General features: G+C 73.9%; 17 protein-coding genes. 12 read left to right on the forward strand and 5 right to left on the reverse strand.

Annotated elements, in window-relative coordinates; all coding sequences use genetic code 11:
* Positions 1-127 precede the first annotated feature (127 nt).
* The gene (locus tag H3C53_00270; protein ID MBW7915109.1) at positions 128-940 is read right to left on the reverse strand and encodes a DUF4388 domain-containing protein; all 813 of its coding nucleotides are present in this window, start codon (positions 938-940) and stop codon (positions 128-130) included.
* A 97-nt stretch (positions 941-1,037) separates the two neighbouring features.
* On the opposite strand from H3C53_00270, the gene H3C53_00275 reads away from it, so the two are divergent.
* Genes H3C53_00275 through H3C53_00290 form a run of 4 tightly spaced genes read left to right on the forward strand, consistent with a single transcriptional unit; the run spans position 1,038 to position 7,363 of the window.
* On the forward strand, positions 1,038-2,099 hold the full coding sequence (locus H3C53_00275) for an LptF/LptG family permease (protein MBW7915110.1): 1,062 nt from the start codon (positions 1,038-1,040) through the stop codon (positions 2,097-2,099).
* Positions 2,096-3,166 carry an LptF/LptG family permease gene (locus H3C53_00280; GenBank protein MBW7915111.1) on the forward strand — a complete coding sequence of 357 codons (1,071 nt, stop codon included), beginning with the start codon at positions 2,096-2,098 and terminating at the stop codon, positions 3,164-3,166. The genes H3C53_00275 and H3C53_00280 overlap by 4 nt, the downstream gene beginning before the upstream one ends.
* A 49-nt stretch (positions 3,167-3,215) precedes the next feature.
* A complete protein-coding gene (locus tag H3C53_00285; protein ID MBW7915112.1) occupies positions 3,216-6,122 on the forward strand; it encodes a hypothetical protein in 2,907 nt (968 codons plus the stop codon).
* An 8-nt stretch (positions 6,123-6,130) separates the two neighbouring features.
* Complete coding sequence (locus H3C53_00290; protein MBW7915113.1) at positions 6,131-7,363, forward strand: hypothetical protein; 1,233 nt, start codon at positions 6,131-6,133, stop codon at positions 7,361-7,363.
* On the opposite strand, the gene plsX is transcribed toward H3C53_00290, so the two are convergent.
* Complete coding sequence (gene plsX, locus H3C53_00295) at positions 7,347-8,423, reverse strand: phosphate acyltransferase PlsX (protein ID MBW7915114.1); 1,077 nt, start codon at positions 8,421-8,423, stop codon at positions 7,347-7,349. The two genes, H3C53_00290 and plsX, sit on opposite strands and share 17 nt — an antisense overlap.
* Before the next feature lie 57 nt (positions 8,424-8,480).
* Here plsX and H3C53_00300 point away from each other — a divergent pair, with 57 nt between their 5' ends.
* Entirely contained in the window at positions 8,481-9,419 is a 939-nt protein-coding gene (locus H3C53_00300; protein MBW7915115.1) for an RluA family pseudouridine synthase, read from the forward strand.
* A 42-nt stretch (positions 9,420-9,461) separates the two neighbouring features.
* Positions 9,462-9,671, forward strand: a complete 210-nt coding sequence (locus H3C53_00305) for a DUF2945 domain-containing protein (GenBank protein MBW7915116.1) — start codon at positions 9,462-9,464, stop codon at positions 9,669-9,671.
* A gap of 38 nt (positions 9,672-9,709) precedes the next feature.
* Here H3C53_00305 and H3C53_00310 read toward each other — a convergent pair whose 3' ends face one another.
* From H3C53_00310 to H3C53_00320, 3 genes are all read right to left on the reverse strand, one after another.
* The gene (locus H3C53_00310) at positions 9,710-12,931 is read right to left on the reverse strand and encodes a hypothetical protein (GenBank protein MBW7915117.1); all 3,222 of its coding nucleotides are present in this window, start codon (positions 12,929-12,931) and stop codon (positions 9,710-9,712) included.
* A gap of 411 nt (positions 12,932-13,342) precedes the next feature.
* Positions 13,343-16,537 (reverse strand): hypothetical protein, encoded by a 3,195-nt coding sequence (locus tag H3C53_00315; GenBank protein ID MBW7915118.1) that lies wholly within the window; start codon positions 16,535-16,537, stop codon positions 13,343-13,345.
* A gap of 173 nt (positions 16,538-16,710) precedes the next feature.
* A complete protein-coding gene (locus tag H3C53_00320) occupies positions 16,711-17,778 on the reverse strand; it encodes an alpha/beta hydrolase (GenBank protein ID MBW7915119.1) in 1,068 nt (355 codons plus the stop codon).
* A 185-nt stretch (positions 17,779-17,963) separates the two neighbouring features.
* Here H3C53_00320 and H3C53_00325 point away from each other — a divergent pair, with 185 nt between their 5' ends.
* The 6 genes from H3C53_00325 to H3C53_00350 all read left to right on the forward strand — a co-directional run bounded on the left by H3C53_00325 (position 17,964) and on the right by H3C53_00350 (position 24,070).
* Positions 17,964-18,743, forward strand: coding sequence for an SDR family oxidoreductase (locus H3C53_00325; GenBank protein MBW7915120.1), 780 nt, complete (start codon positions 17,964-17,966; stop codon positions 18,741-18,743).
* A gap of 28 nt (positions 18,744-18,771) precedes the next feature.
* Entirely contained in the window at positions 18,772-20,019 is a 1,248-nt protein-coding gene (locus tag H3C53_00330) for an ArgE/DapE family deacylase (protein MBW7915121.1), read from the forward strand.
* 72 nt (positions 20,020-20,091) lie between these two features.
* Positions 20,092-21,618, forward strand: coding sequence for an ABC transporter substrate-binding protein (locus tag H3C53_00335; GenBank protein MBW7915122.1), 1,527 nt, complete (start codon positions 20,092-20,094; stop codon positions 21,616-21,618).
* 128 nt (positions 21,619-21,746) lie between these two features.
* Positions 21,747-22,691: an ABC transporter permease gene (locus tag H3C53_00340; GenBank protein ID MBW7915123.1), complete on the forward strand. Its 945-nt coding sequence runs from the start codon at positions 21,747-21,749 to the stop codon at positions 22,689-22,691.
* A gap of 20 nt (positions 22,692-22,711) precedes the next feature.
* The gene (locus tag H3C53_00345) at positions 22,712-23,512 is read left to right on the forward strand and encodes an ABC transporter permease (GenBank protein ID MBW7915124.1); all 801 of its coding nucleotides are present in this window, start codon (positions 22,712-22,714) and stop codon (positions 23,510-23,512) included.
* Positions 23,513-23,629: 117 nt separating this feature from the next.
* Positions 23,630-24,070 carry a hypothetical protein gene (locus tag H3C53_00350; protein MBW7915125.1) on the forward strand — a complete coding sequence of 147 codons (441 nt, stop codon included), beginning with the start codon at positions 23,630-23,632 and terminating at the stop codon, positions 24,068-24,070.
* Positions 24,071-24,139: the final 69 nt, after the last annotated feature.

Consider the following 24,139-nt stretch of genomic DNA (forward strand, 5'->3'; position numbering starts at 1 on the left):
CCGGGCGCGCCCCCGGGCGCGAACACGTCGTCCCAGGGAGTGGGGTGGGGCAGGGCCCGCCACGACAGCACGGGCCGGGCGAGGTCGGGCGACGCCGAGGCGCGGTCCGCCGCGGCGCTCCGGTCCGTCACGGCTGCTCCTCCACCGGCCGCACGAGCAGCGCCTCGTTCACGCGCAGGTCGGCGCGCACGATGGTGTCGCGGTTCATCTCGAGGTAAGGGCCGACGCCCGGAACGCCCTGGACCGCGAAGAGCCGCACCGTGCCGTCATCGCGGCGGCACGCGACGCGTTCGACGGGTTGGCCCAGCACCTTCTCCCACGCCTCGAGGATGGACGGGTCGATGCCGACGCCGCCGGCGCCCAGCCGCCGCGCGGCGAGGCGCGTGACGAGGCGCGCAGTGCGAGCGCGCCGGTTCTGCAACTTGAGGACGCCCGTGCGCACGAGGCGGTCGCAGATCGCGAGGACCGCCTCCGGCTCGAGGCCGAGGTCGAGCGCAAGGCGGGTGACGGTGCGCCGCCCGTCGACGTGCGCCAACACCCGCTGCTCGTCGGGCGTGAGCGTCACGGCGCGCTGCTCCCCGGCCGGGAGCACCGGCACGGCGTCGCGCGAGACGGCGGGCTCCTCCGGAGCGTCCCGCCGCGACTCGTCGAGGCGCCTGACGGCCTCCAGCACCAGGTTCTCCGAGCTGCCGGTGATGGAGTTGTAAGGCGATGGCAGGCCGATGCGGAACTCGAACGAGCCGCGCTCGTCCTTGAACAGGGCGTAGACGGCGTCCTCCCCCACCAGCTCGCCGAACTCGGCGTGCACCACCTGCCCGCGGTCGAAGTAGATGCGCGCCAGGCCGGCCGGGTGCTCCACCGCCAGCCGCCCCGTCCGCTTCGCGGCCATGAGCAACTGGAATAGGTCCACGAGGGAGAAGAGGCCAAGCGTTCCCGTCACGGGCGTCATCCTATCGCGGTGTCGGGACGGGGCGAGGTAAGGCGCGCCTCACCGGTCGCGCCTCAGAGGACTCAGGTACGGCCGGTATACTGCGCCAGTGCCGAAACGCCTTCAGAACGCGCTTCTCCGTGAGACCACGGGGCTCTACCCGCTAGGCGTGGCGGCCATCTGCCTGCTCCTCTCGATCGACCTCCTCAGCGTGCTCGCGCGCTTCCTGGTCCAGCAGAACGCCTCGCTGGGCGACGTGCTGGCCCTGCTCCTCTACCGCACGCCTTGGTTCTTGCACCTCGCCCTCCCCGTGGGCGTCGTCTTCGCGGTCCTGCTCGCGGGTGGCCGCATGGCGAAGGACTCGGAGCTCAAGGCCGCCTACGCCATGGGGGTGGCGCCCGCCACCCTCCTGGCGCCGCTCGTCCTCTTCGGCCTCGCCGTCGGCGCCCTGTCGTTCGTCAACAACGGCTTCCTCGAGGCGCGCGGCGAGGCGGCCTACCAGCGTCGGCTCGACGCGTTCGTCTACACGAGGCCGCCCGCCGAGGTGGTCGTGAACGCCGCCTACCACCTGGAGGGGGGCGTGTACTTCGCGGCCCGCGTCAGGTCGATCGCCGACGACCCGGGCGTCGCCAACCTCGAGGGCGTGGTGGCGCAGCTGCCCGACGGCGCCCTGTACACGGCCCGCCACGGGCGCTGGGACGCAGTGAACCGCGTGTGGAGCCTGCGCGCCGGCCAGGTCACGCGCCCCGGCGCGGCGCCGGCGCCGTTCGACGAGGTGAGCCTGCCGTTCAGGCTGGAGGCCGACCCGAGCGAGACGCTGGTCAGGTCCGCCGAGCTCCCCGTCGACAGGCTGTGGCGGCAACTGAGGAGCGTGGCTGCCGCCGGTGGCGACACGCGCGAGCTGAGCTACGACCTGAACCGGCGCGTGGCAGACGCCTTCAGCGCGGCGATCTTCGCCGCGTTCGCCGGCGCCATCGCGCTGCGCGTCAGGGGGCGCGCCGCGGGGTTCGCCTGGACGATCGTGCTACTCGTCGGCTTCTGGGCCACCTGGATCCTGGCGGGCAACCTTTTCGAGGCGGGTGCCCTCGGCCCGCTGGCGGCGGCGTGGTTGACGCCGCTCCTGGCCGGAGCCGGGGCGGCGGTCCTCGCGTCGAGGACGCTGAGGTCGTGACGCGCTGGGGCCGCTACCTCGTGCGCGAGACGGCGCCGCTCTTCGCCGGCGGCGTCGTGGCCATCGTGCTCCTGCTCCTGCTCTACTTCTTCCTCGGCGTGTTGGCCGACGTGCTGGCGCGCGGGGTCAGCGTGTCGCTCCTCGCCCGCTACCTGCTGTTCAAGCTGCCGGCCGCCGTGGCGCCCGGCTTACCGCTCGCGCTCCTGTTCGCGGCGCTCGTGACCATGACCCGCTTCGGGCAGGACGGCGAGCTCAAGGCGGCGCTCCTGCTCGGCCTGTCCCCCCGGCGCTTCGTCGCCCCGCTCGTGGGGTTGGGGCTGGCGGTCAGCGCCGCCTCGTTGGTGAACGGCGAGCTCATCGTGCCGTGGAGCGAGGCCAGGGCCGCCGAGGTCGAGAAGGACATCATGCTCGTCAGCCCCGAGACCGTCGTGCGGGCCGGCACGTTCTTCACCGACTCGCTCGGGCGGAACATCTTCGTGGGCACGGTGCTGCCGGGCGGCGAGTTCCGCGACGTGACGGTCATAACCCCGGGCGGCAGCAGCGGCCCGCGCGAGGTGATCACGGCCGAGAGCGGCAGCGCCGACCCCGCCGCGGGCGTCTGGCGCCTGGCTGGACTGCGGTTGCGGGTGCTGCGCGACGCCCGCCTCACGCTCGACGTGCGCTCGGAACACGCGACGTTGCCGGTGCGCGGCCTTGCCGCCGCCTCCTCCGCCCCACCCGACCTCGTCTACCTGCCGCTGGCCGGGCTGATCGCGCGGCTGCGGTCGCCCGACGAGACGGAGAAGGCAGCGGAGTGGACGGCGCTACACCGCAAGGCCGCCGAGCCGCTCGCCGCCACCTCGTTCGCGTTCTTCGCCGCCGCCGTCGGCCTGTTCACCTTCCGGCGCGGCGCCAACCTCGGCTTCGTCGCCGCGCTACTACTCACGTTCGTCTACTACGCCACGTGGAGCGTCAGCAAGCTGCTTGGCGCCCAGGGCACCGTCCCGGCCTGGGCGGCAGGATGGGCGCCGGTGGCCCTCTACCTGGTCGCCGGGGCGGCGCTGCTCCTGGCGCAGAGGCGGCGCTAGGCGCATGCCGCCTCGGCCGCCACGGTCCGGCCGCGGGCGCCTGGCCCTCATGTGCCTCGGCCTGGCGCTGGCCGGCTTCGCGGCGGCGGCGCGCATCAGCATCGACGCCGCCGCCGACCCCGACAGCCGCCTGGAGATCCGCACCGTCACCCTGCCGGACGGAAGCGAGGTGGCGCTCTACGTGCTCACCGGCGAGGGGCTCGTCGTCCGCATCGACTCGGACGAGCTGGTGGCCGACCACGTGGAGGTGGACCTCACGAACCGACTCGTCCGGGTGGTGGGGCGCGGTTCGTTCACGACGGGCGGCGAGAGCGTCACGGCCGACGACCTGGTCATCGACCTGCGGGCCGAGAGCTTCGCCGGCGACGACGTCCTGATAGTCACCGACGCGATCGACGTGCGGGGCGACCGCGCCAGCCGCGTGCCGGGCCTCATCCGCGTGGCGCTGGGTTACTTCAGCCCGTGCACGCGCTGCGGGCAGGAACTCGACGATTACGCCTTCGAGGCGGCGCAGATCGAGATCTACCCGGGCGACCGCCTCGTGGCGTACGACGTCACCGTGCTCGTGCGGGGCGCGGCCGTGCTCGCGCTCCCCCTCATGGTCCTCCCCCTCGCGCCGCCACAGCGTCAACCGCGCCTCGAGTGGGTGACGGGCTCCGCCACCGCCCGGGCGCGCCTCGCCCTCAGCTGGCCGTACGCGGCCGGCGCCGACGCCTACGGCGACGTGGGCCTCAGGTACTACGCCGACGTGCTGCCGGGCGGCTCCACCCTCGGCGACGCGCTCCTGGGCGGCAGCGTCCTGACGAGCTACCTGGGCGGCTCACTCGAGCACCGCTTCTACACGGAGCGGGGCAAGGGGGAGTTCCGCGTCGACTTCACGCCGAGCTTCCTGACCTACGGCCCCGCCGGCACGACGGCTCCGCCGACCGGCAGCACCGACCCGGCCTTCGTGGTCCGCTTCGCGTACGCCGACGAGGAGGTGCTTGGGCCGCCCCAGACGGCGTTCGAGCTGTCGCGCGACGACGCGCGCCGCGCCCGCATCTGGGAGGCGGGCTACTCGACCGTGCGGGTCGCCGACGGAGTGAAGGGCACGTTCTCGAGCCGCGTCTTCTACGACCTCGACCCGGCCGACGGCGTGAGCGCCCCGAGCTACGCCTCGCGCGCTGTCCCGCTCCAGACGTTCGCGCGGCTCAGGCTCGAGCCGGAGACGGTGCCTGTCGACATGGGGCTGCTGCGGCTCGAGCGGCTCTTCGTCGACCTCGGGGCGTTCGAGGACCGCAGCAACGCGCTGAACCGCTCCGCCGCCCTGACGCCGGTGCTGAAGGGCGGGCGGGTGGTCGAGTCGCACGCGCTCTCGCTCACGCCCCTCAACCTGTGGGCCGGCGCGCGCCTGGAGGGTCGCACCGACTTCACGGGCTACTACTACGACACGGCCGAGCGCCAGGTCGAGTGGTCGAGCGACCTCACGTTCCGGCAGGACCTCGGGCGCCTGGGCAACCTGGGGTTGAGCTACTCCCGCAACGTACGCGAGGGCGAGACGCCCTTCCGCTTCGACGTCTTCCCGTACCGCAACCGCAGCGACGTCAGGGCGCAGTTGCGGCTGGATCCGCTGCCGTGGCTCAGGTTCGAGCAGGCCGGCGGCTACGTGCTCGTTGACGACCGCGACCCCGCCGGCGTGGGCTGGTCGCCCCTCGAGTCGACCCTCACGCTGCTCGGCAACGTCGACTGGATCGGCCTCACCGTCAAGAACTCGTACGACCCGAAGACGCCCGACCCGGGCACGATCGACGCGACCCTCGCGTTGCGGTCGCGTGGGCCCGTCACCGCCGCGCTCGAGGTGCGGCACCAGGAGGACCTGCTGCTGACGCCCGACCGGCTGACGGGCGAGCCGCGAGACACCTCGCAGACGTCCTTGACCGCGTCGGCGGGCGTGGCGGGCGTGGTCGACGTGGGCGTCAAGACGGCCTACCGCTACGCTCCTCCCACCCCCGCGCCCGGCGCGCCGCCCGACCACTTCGACGACCTCGAGGTGAGCGTGACCCTGGGGACGTTGGCGCACACGGACGCAACGCCCGGGCTCAAGGTCACGTACGCGCGCGACCTCGACGCGGGGCGGGTGAGCGCCTTCGGGGTGGAGGGCGCGGCCACCCTCGGACCCCTGCAGTTCGACGCGGCGGAGCGCATCAGCCTCCCCACCGGCCGGCTGGCCTCGAGCCGCCTGCGCCTAGCGTGGCCCGGGGTGGCGGCGGCGCAGGCGGACGGGCTCCTGTGGCTCGACACGGCCTGGCTCGGCCTGCCGCAACCCGCTAGCTACGCCCGCGGCCTGGCGTTCACGCTCGAGGACGCCCCGCTGGCCGGCAGACCGAGCTGGCAGGTCAAGTTCACGACGCTCCTCGACCCTGCCGCGGCGCCCGCGGGCGCGGCGCTGGGGTACCGCGACTCGACGTTGGCGGGGCGCGTACTCTTGGTGGACGAGGTCGCTGGCCCGGTGCGCTTCAGCGTCGACGGCTTCGCGGAACTCTTGTGGGCAGACGACCGCCAACCGAGCACCTACCTGCGGCGCGCCAACCTGACGTTCGGCGTCGACCTCTTCGAGCGGGTGGGGCTGCAGGGCACGGTCGGCTACGCCGGCAGCTACGACCTGGCCGGTGCGCGGGTCAGCTCCGGCCGGTTGACGCTACAGGAGGTGGCGCTCATGGCCCGACCGACCGACGACCTCTACCTCGGCGCAGTCCTGAACGAGACGTGGGACCTGACGGGCAACGACCCGGCGCGGCCCGCCTTCAGCCTGCGGCCGCGCTTCGTGGTGGTGTGGAACCGCTGCTGCTGGGCGCTCTACGGCTCGTGGGACTCGAAGTCCGGCGCGGTCGCCGTGACCCTGACAACGCCGGGCGCCACCCAGGGGATCGGGCACGTGTTCGACACGGGCTGGGTCATCCCCCGGAGGGAGCCTTGAGGCCCGCCATGCCGCGTCCGATCCGCGGCGCCGGCCACCTGGCCCGTGCGATCGCGGCCGGGCTGTGCCTCCTCGCGCTGCTCTCCGCCTGCACGGGGACGACGGAGCCGCGCCCACCCACCCTCCTCGTGGTTGGTTACGAGTCCGTCGGGGCGCCCACACTGGCGCTGGTGGAGGACGTCGGTCCCGCCGGCGCGGCCCAACGCCTGCGCTTCGTGGCCGGCAGCGAGCGCGCGCTGCTCGGTTGGGCAGTGAGCATCGACGTCGAGGATCGCGAGGGCGCGCGACCCTACGCCTGGGCGTTGACGCGCGCCGCGCCCGCCGCCGGCAGCGTCGACGCCTGGCTGCAGCGCTTCGCCGTGGCCGGCATCGACCCGGCCGCACCGACCGCGTTCGCCGAGGACCAGGCGCGGCGGGTGACGCTGAGCGGCACCGGCGGGGCGCTGGTCAGCGCCGACCTGCCGGGCCGGTCCCCCTGCCCGCGCGCCGTCCAGGTGAGCCGCACCGGCCGCTGGGCGGTCGTCCTAGACGACCCCGCCGCGTGCGGCTTCGGGGGCTACCCGGTGCAGTGGCTGGTCGACACGCTGGACGGCAGCGCGCGGCCCCTGCGCGCCACCGGCGACGTGCTGGCCGCGTCGCCGGTGACCGACCAGGCGAGCAGCGACGAGCGCGCCTACTTCCTCATCGGCGCCCCCGGCGACGCGCAGGTCTTCGCCACCGACTTCTCCGACCCGGCGGCCTGGTACAAGCAGGCGCGCCTCGGCGACACGCCCGCCATCTTCGACCTGGCCGCGAGCGGCTCGCTCCTCGTCGCGCTCTCGGCCAACCGCCTGCATAGCCTCGACGTCGCCGACCCGGCCGCACCCACCACCCCCGGCGCGCTCGACGTCACCGCCACGAGCGCCGCCCGCCTCGTGACCGACCCGTTCGGGGCGGCGACCGAGGTGCTCGTGCTCGGCGCCAACCGGGTGGGGGTTCACCGCGCGCCCGGCGCCGGGCAGCTTGCGCCGATCAACGTGCAGGCGGCCGCTGGAGCCATCGACCCCGTCAACAGGTACGCCTACCTGCTGTCGGCAGGCGCGGTCACCCTCGTCGACCTGCTCAGCGGGCTCGACGAGTACGACACGCCCCTCAACTACGCCACGATCGGGGTGCCCGAGCTGACCCTGCCGGTCGGTCCCGGCGGCGCGCCCCTCGGCGCGGTGGCGTGGGCCTGGGCCGCGCCTAGCGCGGCGCCGTGACGTCGTCCCGGCCCAGGGCGCCCTGCGCCAGCTCCGCCATGGCGGCCGAGAGGCGCTCCACCGCCCCGGCCGCCACGGCGCGCGCCGCCGTGCGCACCGCGCTCGTCACGGCGCGGGCGTCCGCCGAGCCATGGCCGATGAACGCGTAGCCCCTCACCCCGAGCAGCGGCTGCGCGCCGTACTCGGCGGGGTCGAGGCGCTTGGCGAGGCGCCGCAGGGCGGGCCGCACCAGCAGGCCACCCAGCCGGGCGCGCGGTCCGGAGCTCAGGGCGTCCTTCACCCAGGCGAAGATCGCCTTGGCCTCCCCCTCCGCCTGCTTCAAGATCACGTTGCCCGTGAAGCCGTCGGTGACGATCACGTCGACACCGCCCGTGAAGAGGTCGCGGCCCTCCACGTTGCCCACGAAGCCGAGGCCTGGCGTGGCGGCGAGGAGGGCGTGGGCGGCGCGGGTGAGCTCGTTGCCCTTGCCGGGCTCCTCGCCGTTCGACATGAGGCCCACCTTGGGCTCGGCGACGCCCCACAGGCTGCGCACGTAGGCGCTGCCCATGACCGCGAACTGCTGCAGGTAGGCGGGCTTGCAGTCGGCGTTGGCGCCGGCGTCGAGGAGCGCCGTCGCGCCCGCCGCCGTGGGGAGCGCCGCGAGGATCGCGGCGCGATCGACGCCCGCCACCCTGCCGAGCTCGAAGATGGCCGCGGCCATGGTGGCGCCCGAGTGGCCCATCGAGACGCAGGCGGCGGCGCGGCCGTCCTTGACGAGACGCATGGCCACCATCACGCTCGAGTCGCGCCTGCGGCGCACGTCGGTGGCGTGCTCGTTCATGCCGATCACGTCGGACGCGTGCACCACGGGCAGTTCGATCCCCACGCGCGAAAGCTCGAGCTTCAGCGCCGCCTCGTCGCCCACCAGCACCACCTGGTGACCCTCCAGGTGAGCGGCGACGGCGCCCTCGACGGCGGCGCGCGGCATCCGCTCACCCCCCATGGCGTCGATGGCGACGCGGACGCGCGCGCCCGGATCGGTGGCGCGCGGGTCCGGCGGGGCGGCGCTGCCGGGTGTCATGAGGAGGCAGTATAGCGCCGCGCCCGCGCCTCGGTGCCCTGGGGATATGCTCGCCGGGTGGAGTTCCGCACCTTCGACGCGCCTCCCGGCGAGCGCCTCGACGTGGCCATCGCCCAGGCGCTCGGGATGTCGCGCACGCACGCGAAGGACCTGGTGAGCGAGGGGTACGTGACGGTCGACGGTCGTCCCGTCGGCAAGGCCAGCGCCAAGCTGACCGGCTCGGAGACCGTGTCGGTGGTGATCCCACCGCCGCGGCCCATGCTGGTCGAGCCGGAGGTCATCGCGCTCGACATCATCTACCAGGACGACGACCTGGTGGCCATCAACAAGCCGGCCGGGCTGGTGGCGCACCCCACGGCGACGTTGCGCACCGGCACGGTGGTCAACGCCCTCCTCGGACGCATGCCGCTCTCCAAGGAGAAGACCCAGGATCCCAGCGACGAGGCGTACCGGCCCGGCATCGTGCACCGCCTCGACAAGGACACCTCGGGCGTCATGGTGGTGGCCAAGAACGACGAGGCGCACCGCCACCTGGCTCACTCGTTCAAGAAGCGCTTCGCCGAGAAGGAGTACGTGGCCATCGTCGTGGGCGAGGTCGAGGACGGTCTCGTCGTCGACGCGGCCATCGGCAGGCACCCCGTGAGGCGCCAGAGCATGACGGTGGGCGGCGAGAACCCCAAGCCGGCCACCACCCGTTTCAGCGTACTGGACCGGGTGCGCGGCCACACTCTCGTCAAGGCGCGGCCCACGTCGGGGCGGACGCACCAGATCCGCGTCCACCTGGCGCACGTCGGCGCCCCCATCCTCGCCGACGAGGTGTACGGCCGCGCCGCGCCGCAGCTCGCGCGCCAGGCTCTGCACGCCTACCGCCTCACCCTGCCCCACCCGCGCGACGACCAGGCGGTCACGTTCAGCGCGCAGGTGGCGGCCGACATGGTGGAGGCGTGGCTGCGGCTCGGCGGCACCTGGCCGCCGCCCGGTCACGCCGAACTGTAGGGCCGGCCGGGCGGCCAGGCCGGACCAGCGAGGGAGCGAGTCATGATGAGGTTCGAGGTGGGCGATCACGTCAGCTGGAACTCGGAGGCCGGGCGCGTGACGGGCCGGATCGTCAGGGTGCACACGAGCGACTTCGACTACAAGGGCCACACCCGTCACGCCTCGCCCGACGACCCGCAGTACGAGATCGCGAGCGACAGGACCGACCACGTGGCGGCGCACAAGGGCTCGGCCCTCACGAAGCTACCCTGACCCCGGCGCCCGGACCGAGCGGCCCTGACCGGGCCGTCCTAGGTCGCCGCCGCCAGGCGCTCCCGCACCTGGCGCGCCAGGTCCGTGACGACCGGCACGAGCTCGTTGGGCGTCAGCGCGAGCCACGGCGCCACCTGTGCAGACGCGGCCGCTTCCGCCTCGGGGTCGAGCATCGCGGCCGCGCGCCGGCGGACGCGGCGGAGCGCGGCGGGGTGGGTGGCCGCGAGCGCCAGCGCCTCCGCCCCGCACAGCGCGGGGTCGAGTGCGCGCACCGCCACGAACGCCTCCAGCGCCAGCGGCTGGAAGACCCAGCGCGCGGCGCCTTCGAGCGCCGCGTCGAGGGCCGTGAGCGCCGCGGCGCGCGCCCGCTCCTCGGCCGCCGGGTCGCCGGCCGCCGCGGCCTGGTGGCGGCGGGCGCGCGCCACCTCGCCGGTCAGGACCTGCTGCATCACCCGCTCGTGCAGCCGCACGCGGGTCGAGAAGCCGTAGCCGCGCAGGCTCGTCAACCGCGTGAGGTGGCGCTCCGCCGCGGCGACGTCGCCCTCCTCGAGCGCCAAGCGGCAGAGGACTTCCCGGCATAGGCGGCCGTCAGGTGCCCGCTCGGCGGCCGCGCGCGCGGCGGCCCGCTCGCCGCGGGCCTCGTGGAGCGTCGCGGCGGCGAGCTCGATGGACGGGTACTGGAGCCGGTCGGGGTAGCGGCCCGTGTCGCGTTCGGCGGTCAGGCGCCGCGCGGCCGCCAGGCGCGCCTCGGCCTTCGCGAGGTCGCCCAGCTCGACGAGGTCTTGTACCTGACGGTACAGGAAGAGGGTGAGGTAGTCGTCGCGGCCCCCCTCCAGCTCCTCGAGGCGGATGGCCTCCTCCAGGAGCCGGCAGGCGAGTCCGCTGTCACCGTAGGCGTAGTCGGCCTCCCCGGCCTCGATGGCGAGGCACAAGGCGAGTTGGGCCGTGGTCCCGGCACGCACGCAGGCGCGGCGCGCGCGGCGCGCCCACGCCTCGTGCTCGTCCGCCTCGGCGGTCACCAGGGACACCTGGCTGTAGGCGGACCCGAGAAGCTGCTCGGCGTCCCTCGCCTCGAGGAGGGGTATCGCTGTCAGCCAGTGGCGGCGCGCCGCCTCGGCGTCGCCCTGGAAGGCGCGCATGAGGCCGAGGTGGTAGTGAATGGGACCGAGCTCGTCGTCCAGCCCGAGCGCGTTCAAGCGCGCGAACGCCTGCGTGAGGAGGAGCTCCGCGCCGCCCGGGTCCTCCCAACCGCTGCCGGCGGCCTGCCAGCGCAGCAGGCGGGCCCGGAGAAGCGAGCCGGGCGCGGCCACGGCCTCCGCCTCGCTCAGGAGCCGCGCGAGTTCGCGCGGCCGCCCGCGCAGCAGCAGGTAGCGGGCCGTCATGAAGAGCGCCCTGGCTATCAGGTCGGCCCGCCCCGCGCTCGCGGCTCGGTCCCAGGCGCTCCGCAGGTCGGGGTAGTCGCGCTCCAGCTCCTCCAGCGCCCGCCGCTCCCCGGCGCGCTGGTCGAACGGGCGCAGCGATTCGGCCAGGGCGCAGTAGTACTCGGCGTGGCGGAGGCGCCACACCCCCCTCGCAGGGTCCTCGGCGAGCTTCTCCGTGGCGTACTGCCGCACCAGCGGGTGGAGCGCGTACCGGTCCCCGCTGCGCGTGAGCAGGGAGCGGTCTAGGAGGGCGCCCAGGCCCGCGAGGTCGAGCCCCAGCACCTCGGCAGCGGCGGCGCGCGTGAAGCCGCCCACGAAGACGGCGCAGCCGGTCAACGCCTCGCGCTCGCGAGCGTCGAGGCGCGCCCACGAGCTGTCGAAGAGCGCCCTGATGCCGTGGTGTCGCTCCGACCTGTCGCCGCTCGCGGCGGCGAGCACGTCGAGCGTGACGGTCAGTTCGTGGCGCAGCTCGGCGACGGGGAGGACCCGCGCGAGCGCCGCGGCCAGCTCGAGCGCGAGCGGGGAGCCCGCCACGAGTTCGCAGATCTCGCGGACGTCGGCGTTCGCAGCGTCGACCTCGACGGTCGGGCGGTAGCGCCGGGCGGCCTGGAGGTAGAGCGCGACGGCGTCGCTAGCCGCCGCCTCGTCGACGCCGCCGGGCGCCAGCGCCAGCCCCGCGAGCTGGTACTGCGACTCGGCCGCGGACCCGAGCGGCTCGCGCGCCGTGACGACCACCGTCAGCCGCGGCCAGCGGGCGAGCAGCGCCTCGACCCTCGCGGGCGGCGAGCCGGCCGGGTCGTAATCGTCCAGGAGGAGGAGCACCCCGCCGCCGGTTGGGTGGCCGTCCGCAACGTCAGTGACGCGGCGGGCTCGGGCGCGTCCGCCCACGACGCCCTGTAGCGCCGTCTCGACCAGCTCGTCGGCGGGCGCGCCGCCGAGCGCCACGTAACGGATCCGCTCGTAGCGCTCGGTCGTGGCGAGGCGGCGGGCGAGCTCGAGCGCCAACCGCGTCTTGCCTATCCCGCCCAGCCCGGTGATGGTGACCAGGCGCGCCCCGGCGCCGAGGAGGTCCGCGAGGGCGGCTAGCTCCGCCTCGCGGCCCACGAACGGCGTGAGGTCGTCGGGGAGGTCGTGCACGGTCGCGCGCCTCGGCCGCGGCGCCGGGTCGCGCAGCGTCACGCCCAGCGCCTCCGCCTCGCGGCGGAGGGCAGCCAGCCGCGGGCTGCCGGTCGCGGCGAGCAGGGCGGCCAGGCGCTCGAGCCTGGCAAGCTCGCCGCCCGCGTCGGGCGCGAGGACCGCCGCCCGCTCCGCCAGCCTGGTGGCGCCGGGCAGGTCGCCCTCGGCGAGGCCGTCCTCCGCCAGCTCCAGCATGGCGCCCTGGGCGGCCAGGGCCAGCCGCTCGCGGGTGGCGAAGAGCCACTCCTCCAGCTCGGCGCCGCCGCCGGCGAGCTGCACCCCTGCCAGGAACGGCCCGCGGTAGAGGCGCGCGACGCGCTGCCAGTCGAGCCCGGCGGCTGTCTCGGCGAGCTGCAGGGCGTCGCAATCGACGAGCGTGCTCACCCTGGCGCCGCCGCGTTCAACGAGCCCGGGGACGGCGGCGTCGAGCTGCGACAGCGCGACGGTGAGGCTCTGGCGCGGGTCGCGCGCGAGCGGCCACGCCAGCTCGGCCAGGTATCGCGTGTCCTGCGGGCCCTCCAGCGCCAGGAAGGCGAGCACGAGGAGCGGTTTGGGCCGCCCGAACTCGGCGCCCGCCAGCGCGAGCCCGCCCAGCGTGTTCAGCACCACGCCGCCCCGCCCCCGCTGCGCGCGGTCACGCGGGACCGACACCGGATCCCCCATCGGCACGCCCTCCCTCCTCGGGCCGCGAGGCGTGGCCCGGCCGCGTGCGGTCGCCCGGGGCCGGCGGGCAGGACGATCACCGCCTCGCGGGGCGGCGCGGGGGCGTTTAGGTGGCGTTGAGGCGACGTTCGCCCTCGGGTGAGGGGGCGTTGAGCCGTCGACCTCTAGCCTGCCGTCAGGCGCTTGGGTCCATCTTCACATCTTCGTGGCGGCCCGGGTTGCCGGGGGCGACTTGGAGGCTTGGCCGTGGGTCGAAGGAGGAGCGTGCTGAGGCGTAGGGGAAGGTCGAGGTTCGACGCGATGTTGCAGGGGCGCGGGGCGCGCCGTCGCCCGGTGGTGGTGCGGCGCCCGCGCGGGGAGGGCGCCACTCAGCGCGCCTTCTAGGGCGGGGCCCGGCCGGCGCCGCGCTCGTCAGGGGGGCCACGACGCGCCGAGCGCGTTCGGCTCGCGCCCTAGCCGGCCAGCGACGTCCGCCGCGCGCCTTAGGACCTCGTCCGGCGTGGCCGGCCCCGGCCCCTCGCGGGGTCGTCCGGTGGCGGCGCCGCGCGGGGCACCCCCGCGTGCCACCAGGAGCGAGGCGCGGCGCCTCACGAAGTAGCGGGCGGCGGGATGGTCGGCCACCAGCGCGGGCTCCCGCCCGAAGCGCGCCGGTGCCAGGGCGGCCGCCACGACGAGCCCCTCCAACGCCAGCGGCACGAACGTGTGCTCCACGGCCCCCTCGAGCGCCGCCGCCAGCTCGGTGCTGGCCGCGACGAGTGGCGCCGGCTCGTTGCCGGCCGGCTCCGCTTCGCCCCGCGTGCCTAGCGTCTGCCGGAGGAGTTCGGCGCGGAGCAGGCGCGCCACCACCTGCTCGTGGAGCCGGGCCCTCGTGGCGATCCCGAACCCCTTGAGTCCCTTGAGCGCGGTGAGGTGCTCCGCGGCGGCGGCCGGTTCGCCCGCCTCCAACGCGAGGCGGCAGGCAAGCTCCCGGCAAAGGGCGTCGTGGGGCCGCGTGGCGAGGGCGCGGCGCGCCTCGGCCGGCTCGCCGCGCGCGTGGTGGAGGAGCGCCTCGGCCCAGGCGAAGGGTGGGTACTGGCCCGAGCCGTCGTCCCTGACGGCCCGGTGGCGTTCCAGGAGCCGGCGGGCCTCGGCCAACCGTTGGGCCGCGGGGCCCGTCCGGTCCATGTTCACGAGGTGGAAGACGGCGATGTAGTGGAAGCGGGCGAGGAACACCTCGCGGCCCACCTCGCTCTCCTCGAGGCGCGCCGCCTCGTCGAGCAGGGCGAGCGCGCCGGCGTAGTCGCCGTACGAGTAGGCGAGTTGCGTCGACTGGTTGGCGAGGCAGACGACGAGCTCGGCCGTGGCGCCCCGCTCAAGGCAGGTGGCGCGCGCCCGGGCGGCCCAACGGTCGTGCTCGGCGGCCCCGGCCGTCGTGAGCGAGAGGTTGCTGTAGGTGGCGCCCAGGAGCTGCTCGTCGTCGGCGCTCTCGAGGAGGGGCGCCGCGTCCAGCCAGTACCTGCGCGCCGCCGCCACGTCGCCGAGGTAGGCGTTGACCACGCCGAGGTCGTGGAACAGGGGTCCCACGGCGTCGTCGGCCCCGAGCGCGCGGTGCAGTTCCAGGGCCGCGTCGAGGAGGAGCCGCGCCTGGAACGGCTCCTCGGGCGTCAGGCACCACGCGCGGTAGCGCAGCGCTTGAGCGTGCAGGGGCGTGCCGGCGCCAATGACCGGCTCCGCTTCGTCGAGGAGCTCGGTCAGCTCGCCGGCACGGCCGTGGGCGATCAGGTAGCAGGCCGCCATGAACGCAGCCCGCTCGAGGAGGTCGACGCGGCCGCCACCCACCGCCCAGCGCCAGGCCGCCTGCAGGTTGGGGAGGTCGGGACCCAGCTCCTCGAAGGCCAGGCGTTGCCCGGAACGTCGGTAGTAGGGGCGCTTGGAGTCGAACCAGGCGCAGTAGTGGGTCGCGTGCGCCTCGCGCCACGCCTCGGCCTCGGCGCGAGCGGCCAGCCGCTCGGCGGCGTACTGCCGCACCAGGGGGTGAAGCTCGTAGCGGTCGCCCTGGCGGCGCAGGAGCGACTTGTCGAGGAGCGAGCCGAGTTCGGGCAGGCCGATGCCCAGGACCTGCCGGGCGGCGCGACGTGTGAAGCCGCCCGCGAAGATGGCGCACCCCGCCAGGGCGCCGCGCTCGTCGTCCGTCAGGCGGTTCCACGAACTCCCGAACAGGGCGCCGAGTCCCGCGTTCCGGTGGGCGGGGCCGGGGGCGGCCGCGAGCACGGCCAGGTCCGCGCTCAACTCGGCCGCGAGCTCTGCGGGCGCGATGACGCGCGTGAGGGCGGCGGCCAGTTCGATGCCGAGAGGCGCGCCCGCCACCAGCCCGCAGATCGTCGTCACGTCCGCCAGCTCCCCCTCGCGCAGTTCGAAGCTCGGGTCGTAGCGCCGCACGGTCTGACGGAAGAGCTCGACGGCGTCGCTCTCCCGCGCCGCGTCGCCCGTCGCGCCGGCGACGGGCAACTCGAGGCCGCCCAGGAGGAACTGCGTCTCGGCCGCGAGCCCGAGCGGCGTGCGGGCCGTGACGACGAGGCAGAGCTGTGGGGCGAGCGCGAGCGTGGCCTCCAGGACCGCCGCCGAACCGACGAGCTGGTCGAGGTCGTCGAGCACCAGCAGGGTGGGGCCCACGCCCACCGCGCGAAGCAGGTCGGGCGGGGGCGAGGCCAGTCCGCGCGCCGCGGAGGCGGCCGCCAAGACCAGCGGCTCGAGCCCGTCGGGCGTGGCGGCGACACCGACGGGCACGAAGAGCACCTGGTCGAACCGGCCGCTCGAGGCCAGTTGCCGGGCGAGTTCGAGGGCCAGGCGGGTCTTCCCCATCCCGCCCAGTCCCGTGATGGTGACGAGGCGCGCACCGCCCATCAGCAGTTCGCCCAAGCCGGCGAGTTCGGCGCGGCGGCCGATGAAGCGGGTGAGCTCGCCGGGGAGGTTGTGCGCGCTCGGTTGCCGCCTCGCCGCGGCGGGGTCGGGCAGCTGCACCCCCTGCTCGAGCGCCTCCAGCCGGAGGGCGGCGCTACGGGGGTTGCCCGTGGCGGCGAGGAGCTCGTGCAGGCGCAGCATGCGTTCCGGTTCGCCGCCCGCGTCGGGAACGAGGGCGGCGGCCCGCTCAGCCAGGCGCGCCGCCTCCCCGGTGTCGCCGCGCGCGAGGCGCTCCTCACCGAGGGTCACGAGCGCCGCGTGCGCGTGCATGGCGAGGAGTTCGCGCGTCCCGTACACCCACTCCTCGAACTCGGGGTTGTCGCGGTCCAGCTCGACGCCCGCCAGGAACGGACCCTTGTGGAGCTCGACGAGCCGGCTCCAGGCGTGGTCGGCGGCGGCCTCCCGCAGCAGGACGGCGTCGCAGGCCACGTTCGAAGCGAGGCGGGCCCCGTCGCTGGCCACCATCCCGGGCGCTACGGCGTTGAGCTGCGACAGGGCGACGGTGAGGCTCTGCCGCGGATCGGCCGCGCGCGGCCACAGGAGCTCCGCCAGGTAGCGCCGCTCCTGCGGCCCCTCCAGCGCCAGGTAGGCGGCCACGAGCAGCGGCTTGTGGCGCCTGAACGGCTCGCCGCTGAGCTCGAGCCCCCCGAGCGTCGTCAGCATCATGGTTCGACGTGAGGCGGCGAGCCGTTCCCGGCAGCCCGCCCGCTGCGGCTGTTGGCCATGCAACCCCCCGGGTTGTCGCGATAGCGGCGGCGCCTGCTTAGTTGACGCTCATGCTATCCCGCCGGTTGCCGGCACAACGTGACGGGAGGGCAGTATCGGGTGGGCCGGTCGCCTCAGCGGGCGGGGTCCAGGTGCGCGAGGAGCGCGGCCATGAACTCCGCGGGCCTCTCGAGGTAGGGCGTGTGACCGGCGTCGGCCACCACGACCTCGCGCCAGGCGCCGCCGCCCGCACCGTAGCGCTCGAGGGCGCGGCGCGTCTGCCCCACCATCGGCTGGGGTGGGAACACCTCGCCGCCGGGCCAACCCGGCACGGCGCCGAGCTTGCCGAGGGTGCCGAAGTCGAAGAGCGACTCGTCCGCCACGATCTGGTCGGCGTCGCCCCTCACCCAGAGGATGGGCGGCTTCGGGTCGAGCCCCACCAGCCGCTCGGCGGTGCCGACGGCGTACTTGGCGCTGATGGCGTTGGCGGGCCCCCAGGCGCCGGGAGCCACGTTGGGCCAGTTGGGCGACGGGACGTGGTCGCCCGGGTAGGCGCGCGGCCCGACCTTCTCGCTCAGGAGCCCCGAGAGGAGCTCCTCCTCGCGCGCCGCGCGGAAGGGCGGCTTCCAGTAGAAGGCGTTCATGATGGTGCGTGGCGAGGTAGCCGCGTCCGCGCCGCGGTCGCCCGCCGCCATGCGCACGGCGAAGTCCGGGTTGACGGCGCCGCCGCCGGAGCCGGCGAAGTCGGGGTGGCAGGGGGTGCCGTCCAGGCCCTTGGTGCCCCCGAAGCCGTGGGGCGAGCCGGGCGCCACCACCGTGGCGCTGGCGATGGCGGGTGCGTCGGCGACGAGGAGCCCCCACACCACGGAGCCCCCCAGCGAGTGGCCGACGACGTGGTAGCGGTCGAGCCCGAGCTCGCGCTTGAGGGCCAGCAGGTCGTCGACCCAATCGCCCACGCCGCGGGTAGCGTCGACGGGCACGTCGTCCGTGTCGCCGTAGCCCCGCAGGTCCGGGGCGACGGCCCGGTAGCGGGCCGGGAGGGCCAGCATGGTCTCCTCCCAGAACGTGCTGGAGGAGGCGTTGCCGTGCACGAAGAGCACGGGCTCGCCGCCCGCCGGACCTGAGAGGAGGGCGTGCACGCCGAGGCGCGGGGTGACGACGCGGCGGGACTCGATGCCGGGGAGGCTGGGGATGCTGGCCACGGCGAGGTCCTTTCTCGCGCGAGGCGCGAGGTTGGGTTAGGGCGTAGGCAGCTGGCGGCGGCGCGCCCGTTGGCACAGGCTACAGCACGCCACCGCGGTGGGGCGGGGCCCACCCGGTCCCGCCGCTCGACCGCCCCTCCGGGCGGGTGTTACCCTGCCGGACGTACACAAGGAAGGGTTGCCGCATGAACTACCGCGATCTGTTCGACCTCACCGGACGCAACGTCCTCGTCATCGGCGCCGGCTCGGGCATCGGCCGCGCCACCGCGCAGGGCTTGGCGGACTTCGGCGCCATCGTCACCTGCGCCGACGCCAACGAGGCGGCCGCGAGCGCCGCCTCCGCCGAGTTGCAGGGCCTCGGCTACGAGTCTCACGCCGCCGCCGTGAACATCACGGACGAGGCGGCCGTGGAGGCGCTCGTGAGCGGCATGAGCGGCCTCGACGCCGTGGTGTGCACTCCCTCCATCAACGTGCGCAAGCCGCTCCTGAACATCACGTCGGACGAGTTCGACCGCGTGATAGGCGTGAACCTCAAGGGGAGCTTCAACGTCATGCGCTCCGCCGGCAGGCGCCTGGCGGCGCAGGGCAAGGGGAGCCTCGTGTTCTTCTCGAGCATCCGCAGCCAGGTCGTGGAGCCGGGACAAGGGGTGTACGCAGCCACCAAGGCGGGCACGCTGCAGATGATCCGCGCGCTCGCGTCCGAGCTCGGTCCGCAGGGGGTGCGCGCCAACGCGGTGGCGCCCGGCGTGGTCGAGACGCCTTTGACTCAGCCCATCAAGGACCGCCCGGAGTGGTACCGCGCCTACGCCGAGAAGAGCGCCCTTGGCCGCTGGTCGCAGCCGTCCGAGCTCGTTGGAGCCGTCGTGTTCCTCGTGTCGGACGCGGCCTCGTTCGTGACCGGTTCGCTCCTGTACGTCGACGGCGGCTGGACCGCGCAGGACGGCCGCTTCACCCCGCCGCTGTGAGCGCCCGAGGCGAGGGGGCGGCGCGCCCGTGAACACCTTCCCGTCCGAACTGGCCCGCCGCGCCGCCAAGGCGGTGGACCCCGAGCTGGTGGCGCGCCTCGCACAGGGCCTCGTGCGCGTGCGCAGCGTGTACGACGCGGAGCTGGGCACCACCGAGGCGGCGGCGGCCGAGTTCGTGGCGGCGCACCTGCGCGAGGTGGGCCTCAGCCCCGTCATCGAAGAGGCCGCGCCCGGCAGGCCCAACGTGGTGTGCGACTGGCAGGGCTCGGCGTTCGACCCCGCCAGGCACCGCACGCTCATGTTCGAGGGGCACACCGACGTGGTCACGGAGGGCGACCCCGCCAAGTGGCGCGTGCCGCCATTCGAGGGGCGCGTGGAAGACGGCGTGCTGCACGGCCGCGGTAGCGCCGACATGAAGGCCGGAGTGGCCGCCTGCCTGGCGGCGCTGGCGGCGGTGCGGCGGGTGGCACCCGACCTGCCCGGCCGCATCCGGCTCGGCATCGTGGCCGACGAGGAGGGCATGATGCTCGGCATCAAGCACTTCATAAGGCAGGGCTGGGCCGACGAGGTGAGCGGCTGCATCGTGGCCGAGCCGGAGGAGAACGAGCTCTGCCTCTTCCAGAAGGGAGCCATGCGGGTCAACGTGCGCGTGGTGGGCGTCATGAGCCACGGCGCCATGCCGTACGCGGGCGTTAACCCGAACCGCGGGGTGGCCGACCTGATCGTGGCGCTGCGCGACTTCGAGCGCCGCGAGCAGGAGCGCCTCGGTGAGCACGAGTACCTCGGCCTGCCGTGGATAACCCCGACCGTGATCCGCTCTCCGGCCAGCGGCGAGGCGCAGCTGAACGTCATGCCGGAGGAGGCGTACCTGGCGCTCGACATCAGGACGGTGCCGGGACAGGACCACGCCGAGATCGAGGCGGAGCTGAGGCGCATGGCCGCCGGCATCGAGGCGCGCACCGCGCGCCTGAGGGTGCACCTTGACGTGTTCGAGTCGCGCCCGTGGACCGAGACGAAGGCCGACGACCCCTTGGTGGGGGCCTTGGAGGCCGTGTACGAGGGCGTGTTCGGCACGGCGCCCCGTTACGGCGGCGTGCCGGGCGCCACCGACGGCACCTTCTTATGGGCGTGGAAGAACGTGCCGGTGGTCACGGTTGGTCCGGGCGACCGCACCATCCCGCACCAGGTCGACGAGTTCGTGCGCCTGAGCGAGGTGGTGGCGTCGGCTCGCCTCTACGCCGCGGCTGCGGTAACTTATCTGACGTCGAACAGCTAGGCCGGCGGCCACGGTCGCAGCGCGCGCACGGTCGCGCAACCACACCGGCCGGAACCGACAGGAGGAAGCACGATGTCCATCCCCCTTCCCAGGCTTTCACCCCTCAGGGCGCTCACGCTGCTCGCGCTGGCGCTCATGCTGGCCGCGGGCGTTGCGCTCGCCCAGGACCCGGCCCCGGTCAGCGGCGGCACGGTCACCGTGGCCATCACGGCCGACCCGCCCGGGTGGGACCCCACGGTCAGCACCTCGCAGGAGATCCCGCGGGTCATGTACAACAACGTGTACGAGGGCCTCGTCAAGTTCGACCGCACCGGGGCCATCGTGCCGGCCCTCGCCGAGTCGTACGACATCAGTGCCGACGGCCTCACCTGGACCTTCCACCTGCGTCAGGGCGTCAAGTTCCACGACGGCAGCGCCTTCGATTCGGCCGACGTGGTGGCCAAGTTCGAGCGCGCCCGCGACCCCGAGTCGGGCCACACGCACCCCGAGTACTACGCGGCCATCAGCGACATAGCGGCTCCGGACGCCAACACGGTGGTGTTCACCCTCAGCGAGCCGAGCCGCGGGCTGCTCTACAACCTGGCGCGCCCCGACTCCATCCTCTACCCCGCCGAGAAGGCCGAGACGCAGCGCTCCGAGCCGATCGGCACCGGCCCCTTCAAGTTCGCGTCGTACACGGAAGGCGCGGAGGTCGTCCTCGAGAAGAACGCCGACTACTACGTGGCCGGAGTGCCGTACCTCGACAAGGCCGTATTCAAGATCATCGGCGACCCGAACACGCGCTTCGCGGCGCTGCAGGCGGGCGACATCGACTTCATCGGCGTGGCCGTCCAGCCGGAGCAGTACCTGCAGGTCGTGACCACCCCGGGCCTGAAGGGCACCGAGGGCACCGCCACCACCGAGATCACCGTGGCCATGAACAACGCCCGCAAGCCGTTCGACGACCTGCGCGTGCGCCAGGCCATCACCATGGCCATCGACAAGGACACCATCGTGCAGGGCGCCATGTTCGGCCTGGGCACCGTGATCGGCTCGCACATGAGCCCGTCCGAGCCCTACTACATCGACCTGTCGGACACCTACCCGTACGATCCCGTCAGGGCGCGCGAGCTGCTGGCCGAGGCCGGTTACGCCGACGGCTTCACCATCCACTTCGAGCTGCCGGAGCCCTACAACATCGAGCGCCGCAGCGGCGAGGTGGTGGCGCAGATGCTGCGCGAGGTGGGCATCGACGTGGAACTCAGCGTCGTCGAGTGGGGCACGTGGATCCAGCGCATCTTCGTGGGCGGCGACTACGACATGACGATCATCGGGCACTCCGAGCCGCGCGACATCAACGTGTACGCCAACCCGGGCTACTACTACCACTACGACAACCCGGCCATCGGCGACCTGCTGGCGCGCGCCGAGGCGGCCCCGAGCAGCGAGGCCGAGACGGCCGCCTACCAGGAGATCGCCGAGGTGATCGCCAAGGACGCCGTTAACGTGTGGCTCTTCTCGCCGCCCTACCTGGTGGCCGCCCGCGACAACGTGTACGGCTTCTGGCAGGACCAGCCCACTCCGGCCATCGACGTGACCGAGGTGTTCAAGACCAAGTGACCTCGCGGGGCCCCGAGGGGCCTTGGCGCGAGGCGCGGCGGGGCGGCGCAGCTGGCAGGCGCCGCCCCGCCCCTTAACGTGGCCCGCCGGCCCCGCGCCGGCCTCGTGGAAGGAAGCACGAGCAGAGCATGTTGGCGTTCACCCTGAGGCGGCTCGTCACGGCGCTGATAAGCGTGTGGCTTGCCAGCCTCGTCGTGTTCTCGGCCATCATCGCCGTGCCGGGCGACCCCGCCGCCATCATCTTGGGCCTCAACGCCTCCCCCGAGGCGCGCGCCGCGCTGAGCGCCAAGCTGGGTCTCGACGTGCCCGCCCCCCAGCGTTACGCGCGGTGGCTGGGCGGCGTGGTGACGGGTGACTTCGGCGAGAGCATCAACTACCAGGCGCCCGTCGGCCGGCTCATACGCGACAGGCTCAAGGTGTCGGTGCCGCTCTCGCTGGGCGCCGCCCTGGTGGCCACGCTGCTCGCCATCCCGCTCGGCATCTTCGCCGCCATGCGCCGCGGCACGCTGCTCGACCCGCTGATAACCACCCTGTCGCAGGTGGGCGCGGCGGTCCCCAGCTTCTGGCTGGGGCTCATCTTCATCCTCTACTTCGGTGTTCAGCTCAAGTGGTTCCCGGCGGGCGGCTTCACGCCGTTCGACACGGACCCGGTCAAATGGTTCAGGAGCCTCACCCTGCCCGTGCTGGCCCTGGGCCTGGGGCAGGCGGCGGTCATGACGCGCATGACCCGCGCCGCCATGCTTGACGTGCTGGGGCAGGACTTCGTGCGCACCGCCCGCGCCAAGGGCGTTGGCACGCGCTCGGTAGTGCTCAAGCACGCGCTGCGGAACGCCATGGTGACCATCATCACCATCCTCGGCCTCTCTCTCACGAACGTGTTCATCGGCTCCATCGTCATCGAGCAGGTGTTCGCGCTGCCGGGCATGGGCCGCCTGGCGCTCACCGCCATCGGCACGCGCGACTTCCCGCTGCTGCAGGGCGAGATCTTGGTGTACGCCGCCACCATCGTGGCGCTGGGGTTCATCGTCGACCTCTCGTACGGGCTGCTCGACCCGCGCATCAGGTACGCCTGATGGCGCGGCGCCGCAAGCTCGTGAAACGCGCCAACCTCGTAGTGGGCGCCGTGCTGGTGGGGGTGGTGGCCGCCGCCGCGCTCCTCAGCTTCTTGTGGGTACCAGTTGACCCGCTCAAGATGAACTTCGCCAGCCAGCTCAAGCCGCCCAGCGGCGCCTACCCCCTGGGCACCGACCACTTCGGACGCGACCTCCTGTCGCGCGTGCTGGTGGGCGCGCGCTCCACCCTCTACGTGGGGTTCATCGCGGTGGGTCTGGCACTGTCGGTGGGCAGCCTGCTCGGGGCGCTGGCGGGTTACCTGGGCGGCGTGGCCGACGAGGTGATCATGCGCCTGGTGGACGTGGCCTACGCCTTCCCCGCCATCCTCATGGCGCTGCTGCTGGCTGCCGTGTACCAGCCGGGCACCCTCACGGCCATGATCGCCATCGGCATAGCCACCGTGCCCATATTCGCGCGCATAGCCCGCGCCAGCGTGCTGAGCCTCAAGGAGCGCGAGTACGTGGAGGCGGGCCGCGCCCTGGGCGTCAACCACGGCCGGCTGCTGTTCAGGCACATCCTGCCGGGCGCGGTGGGCCCGCTGGTGGTCCAGGCGAGCCTCAGCCTGGCGGTGGCCGTGCTGGCCGAGGCGGCCCTGTCGTTCCTCGGCCTGGGAACCCCGCCCGACGTGCCCAGCTGGGGCAACATGCTGCGCGAGGCGCAGGGCTTCATGACCATGAGCCCCTACCCCGCCCTCGTTCCCGGCCTCGCCATCGTGTGGACGGTGCTCGGCTGGAGCCTGTTGGGCGACGGCCTACGCGACTGGTGGGACCCGCGCGGCTGAGCGACGGCGCCCGCGCGCGGCGCGGGCGCTTCTCATGACGCGGGCTGCACAATGAGGGCCACGACCGGCGCCACGGCCCGCGTTGGGCCAATCCCGCGCCGCGAAGGGGACCTCACCGTGCCGACTACCGCCCGACGCCGCCTGACCGCACTGGCCGCAATCCTGACCCTGGCGCTGGTCGCCTGCCTGCCCGTGGCGGTGCCCGGCCTGCGCAACATAAACGGACAGACGTGGAGCGCCCGCTTCGAGGTGGAGGTGCGCCCCGCCGGCCTCGCCACCGTCCGGCTGCCCGTCAACCTCGCCCTCACCTTCAACCAGCGGCTCGACCAGGTGACGGCGAAGGCCACCCTGCAGTACGACGCCGGCATCTTCCGACTGGAGAGCCCCGGCATAGTCGACCTCGAGGGGCGCCTCGGGCTCGACGACCACCTGTCGCTTCGCAGCGGCTCCAAGGCGCTGACGTTCGACGGGACGTTCGTGGGCGATCGGCTGGTGGGCACCGTGGCGATCGCCGGGGTCGTGCCGGTGTCCGACGTGACGTTCGCCATGCAGCGGTGACGTCCGGCGAGCGTCCCGCCGGGGTGGCGCTGCTCGCGGGTCGGGACGCTCCACGCGCTCCGTGAGAGG

The organism is Trueperaceae bacterium (assembly GCA_019454765.1).
Classification (GTDB): Bacteria; Deinococcota; Deinococci; order Deinococcales; family Trueperaceae; genus JAAYYF01.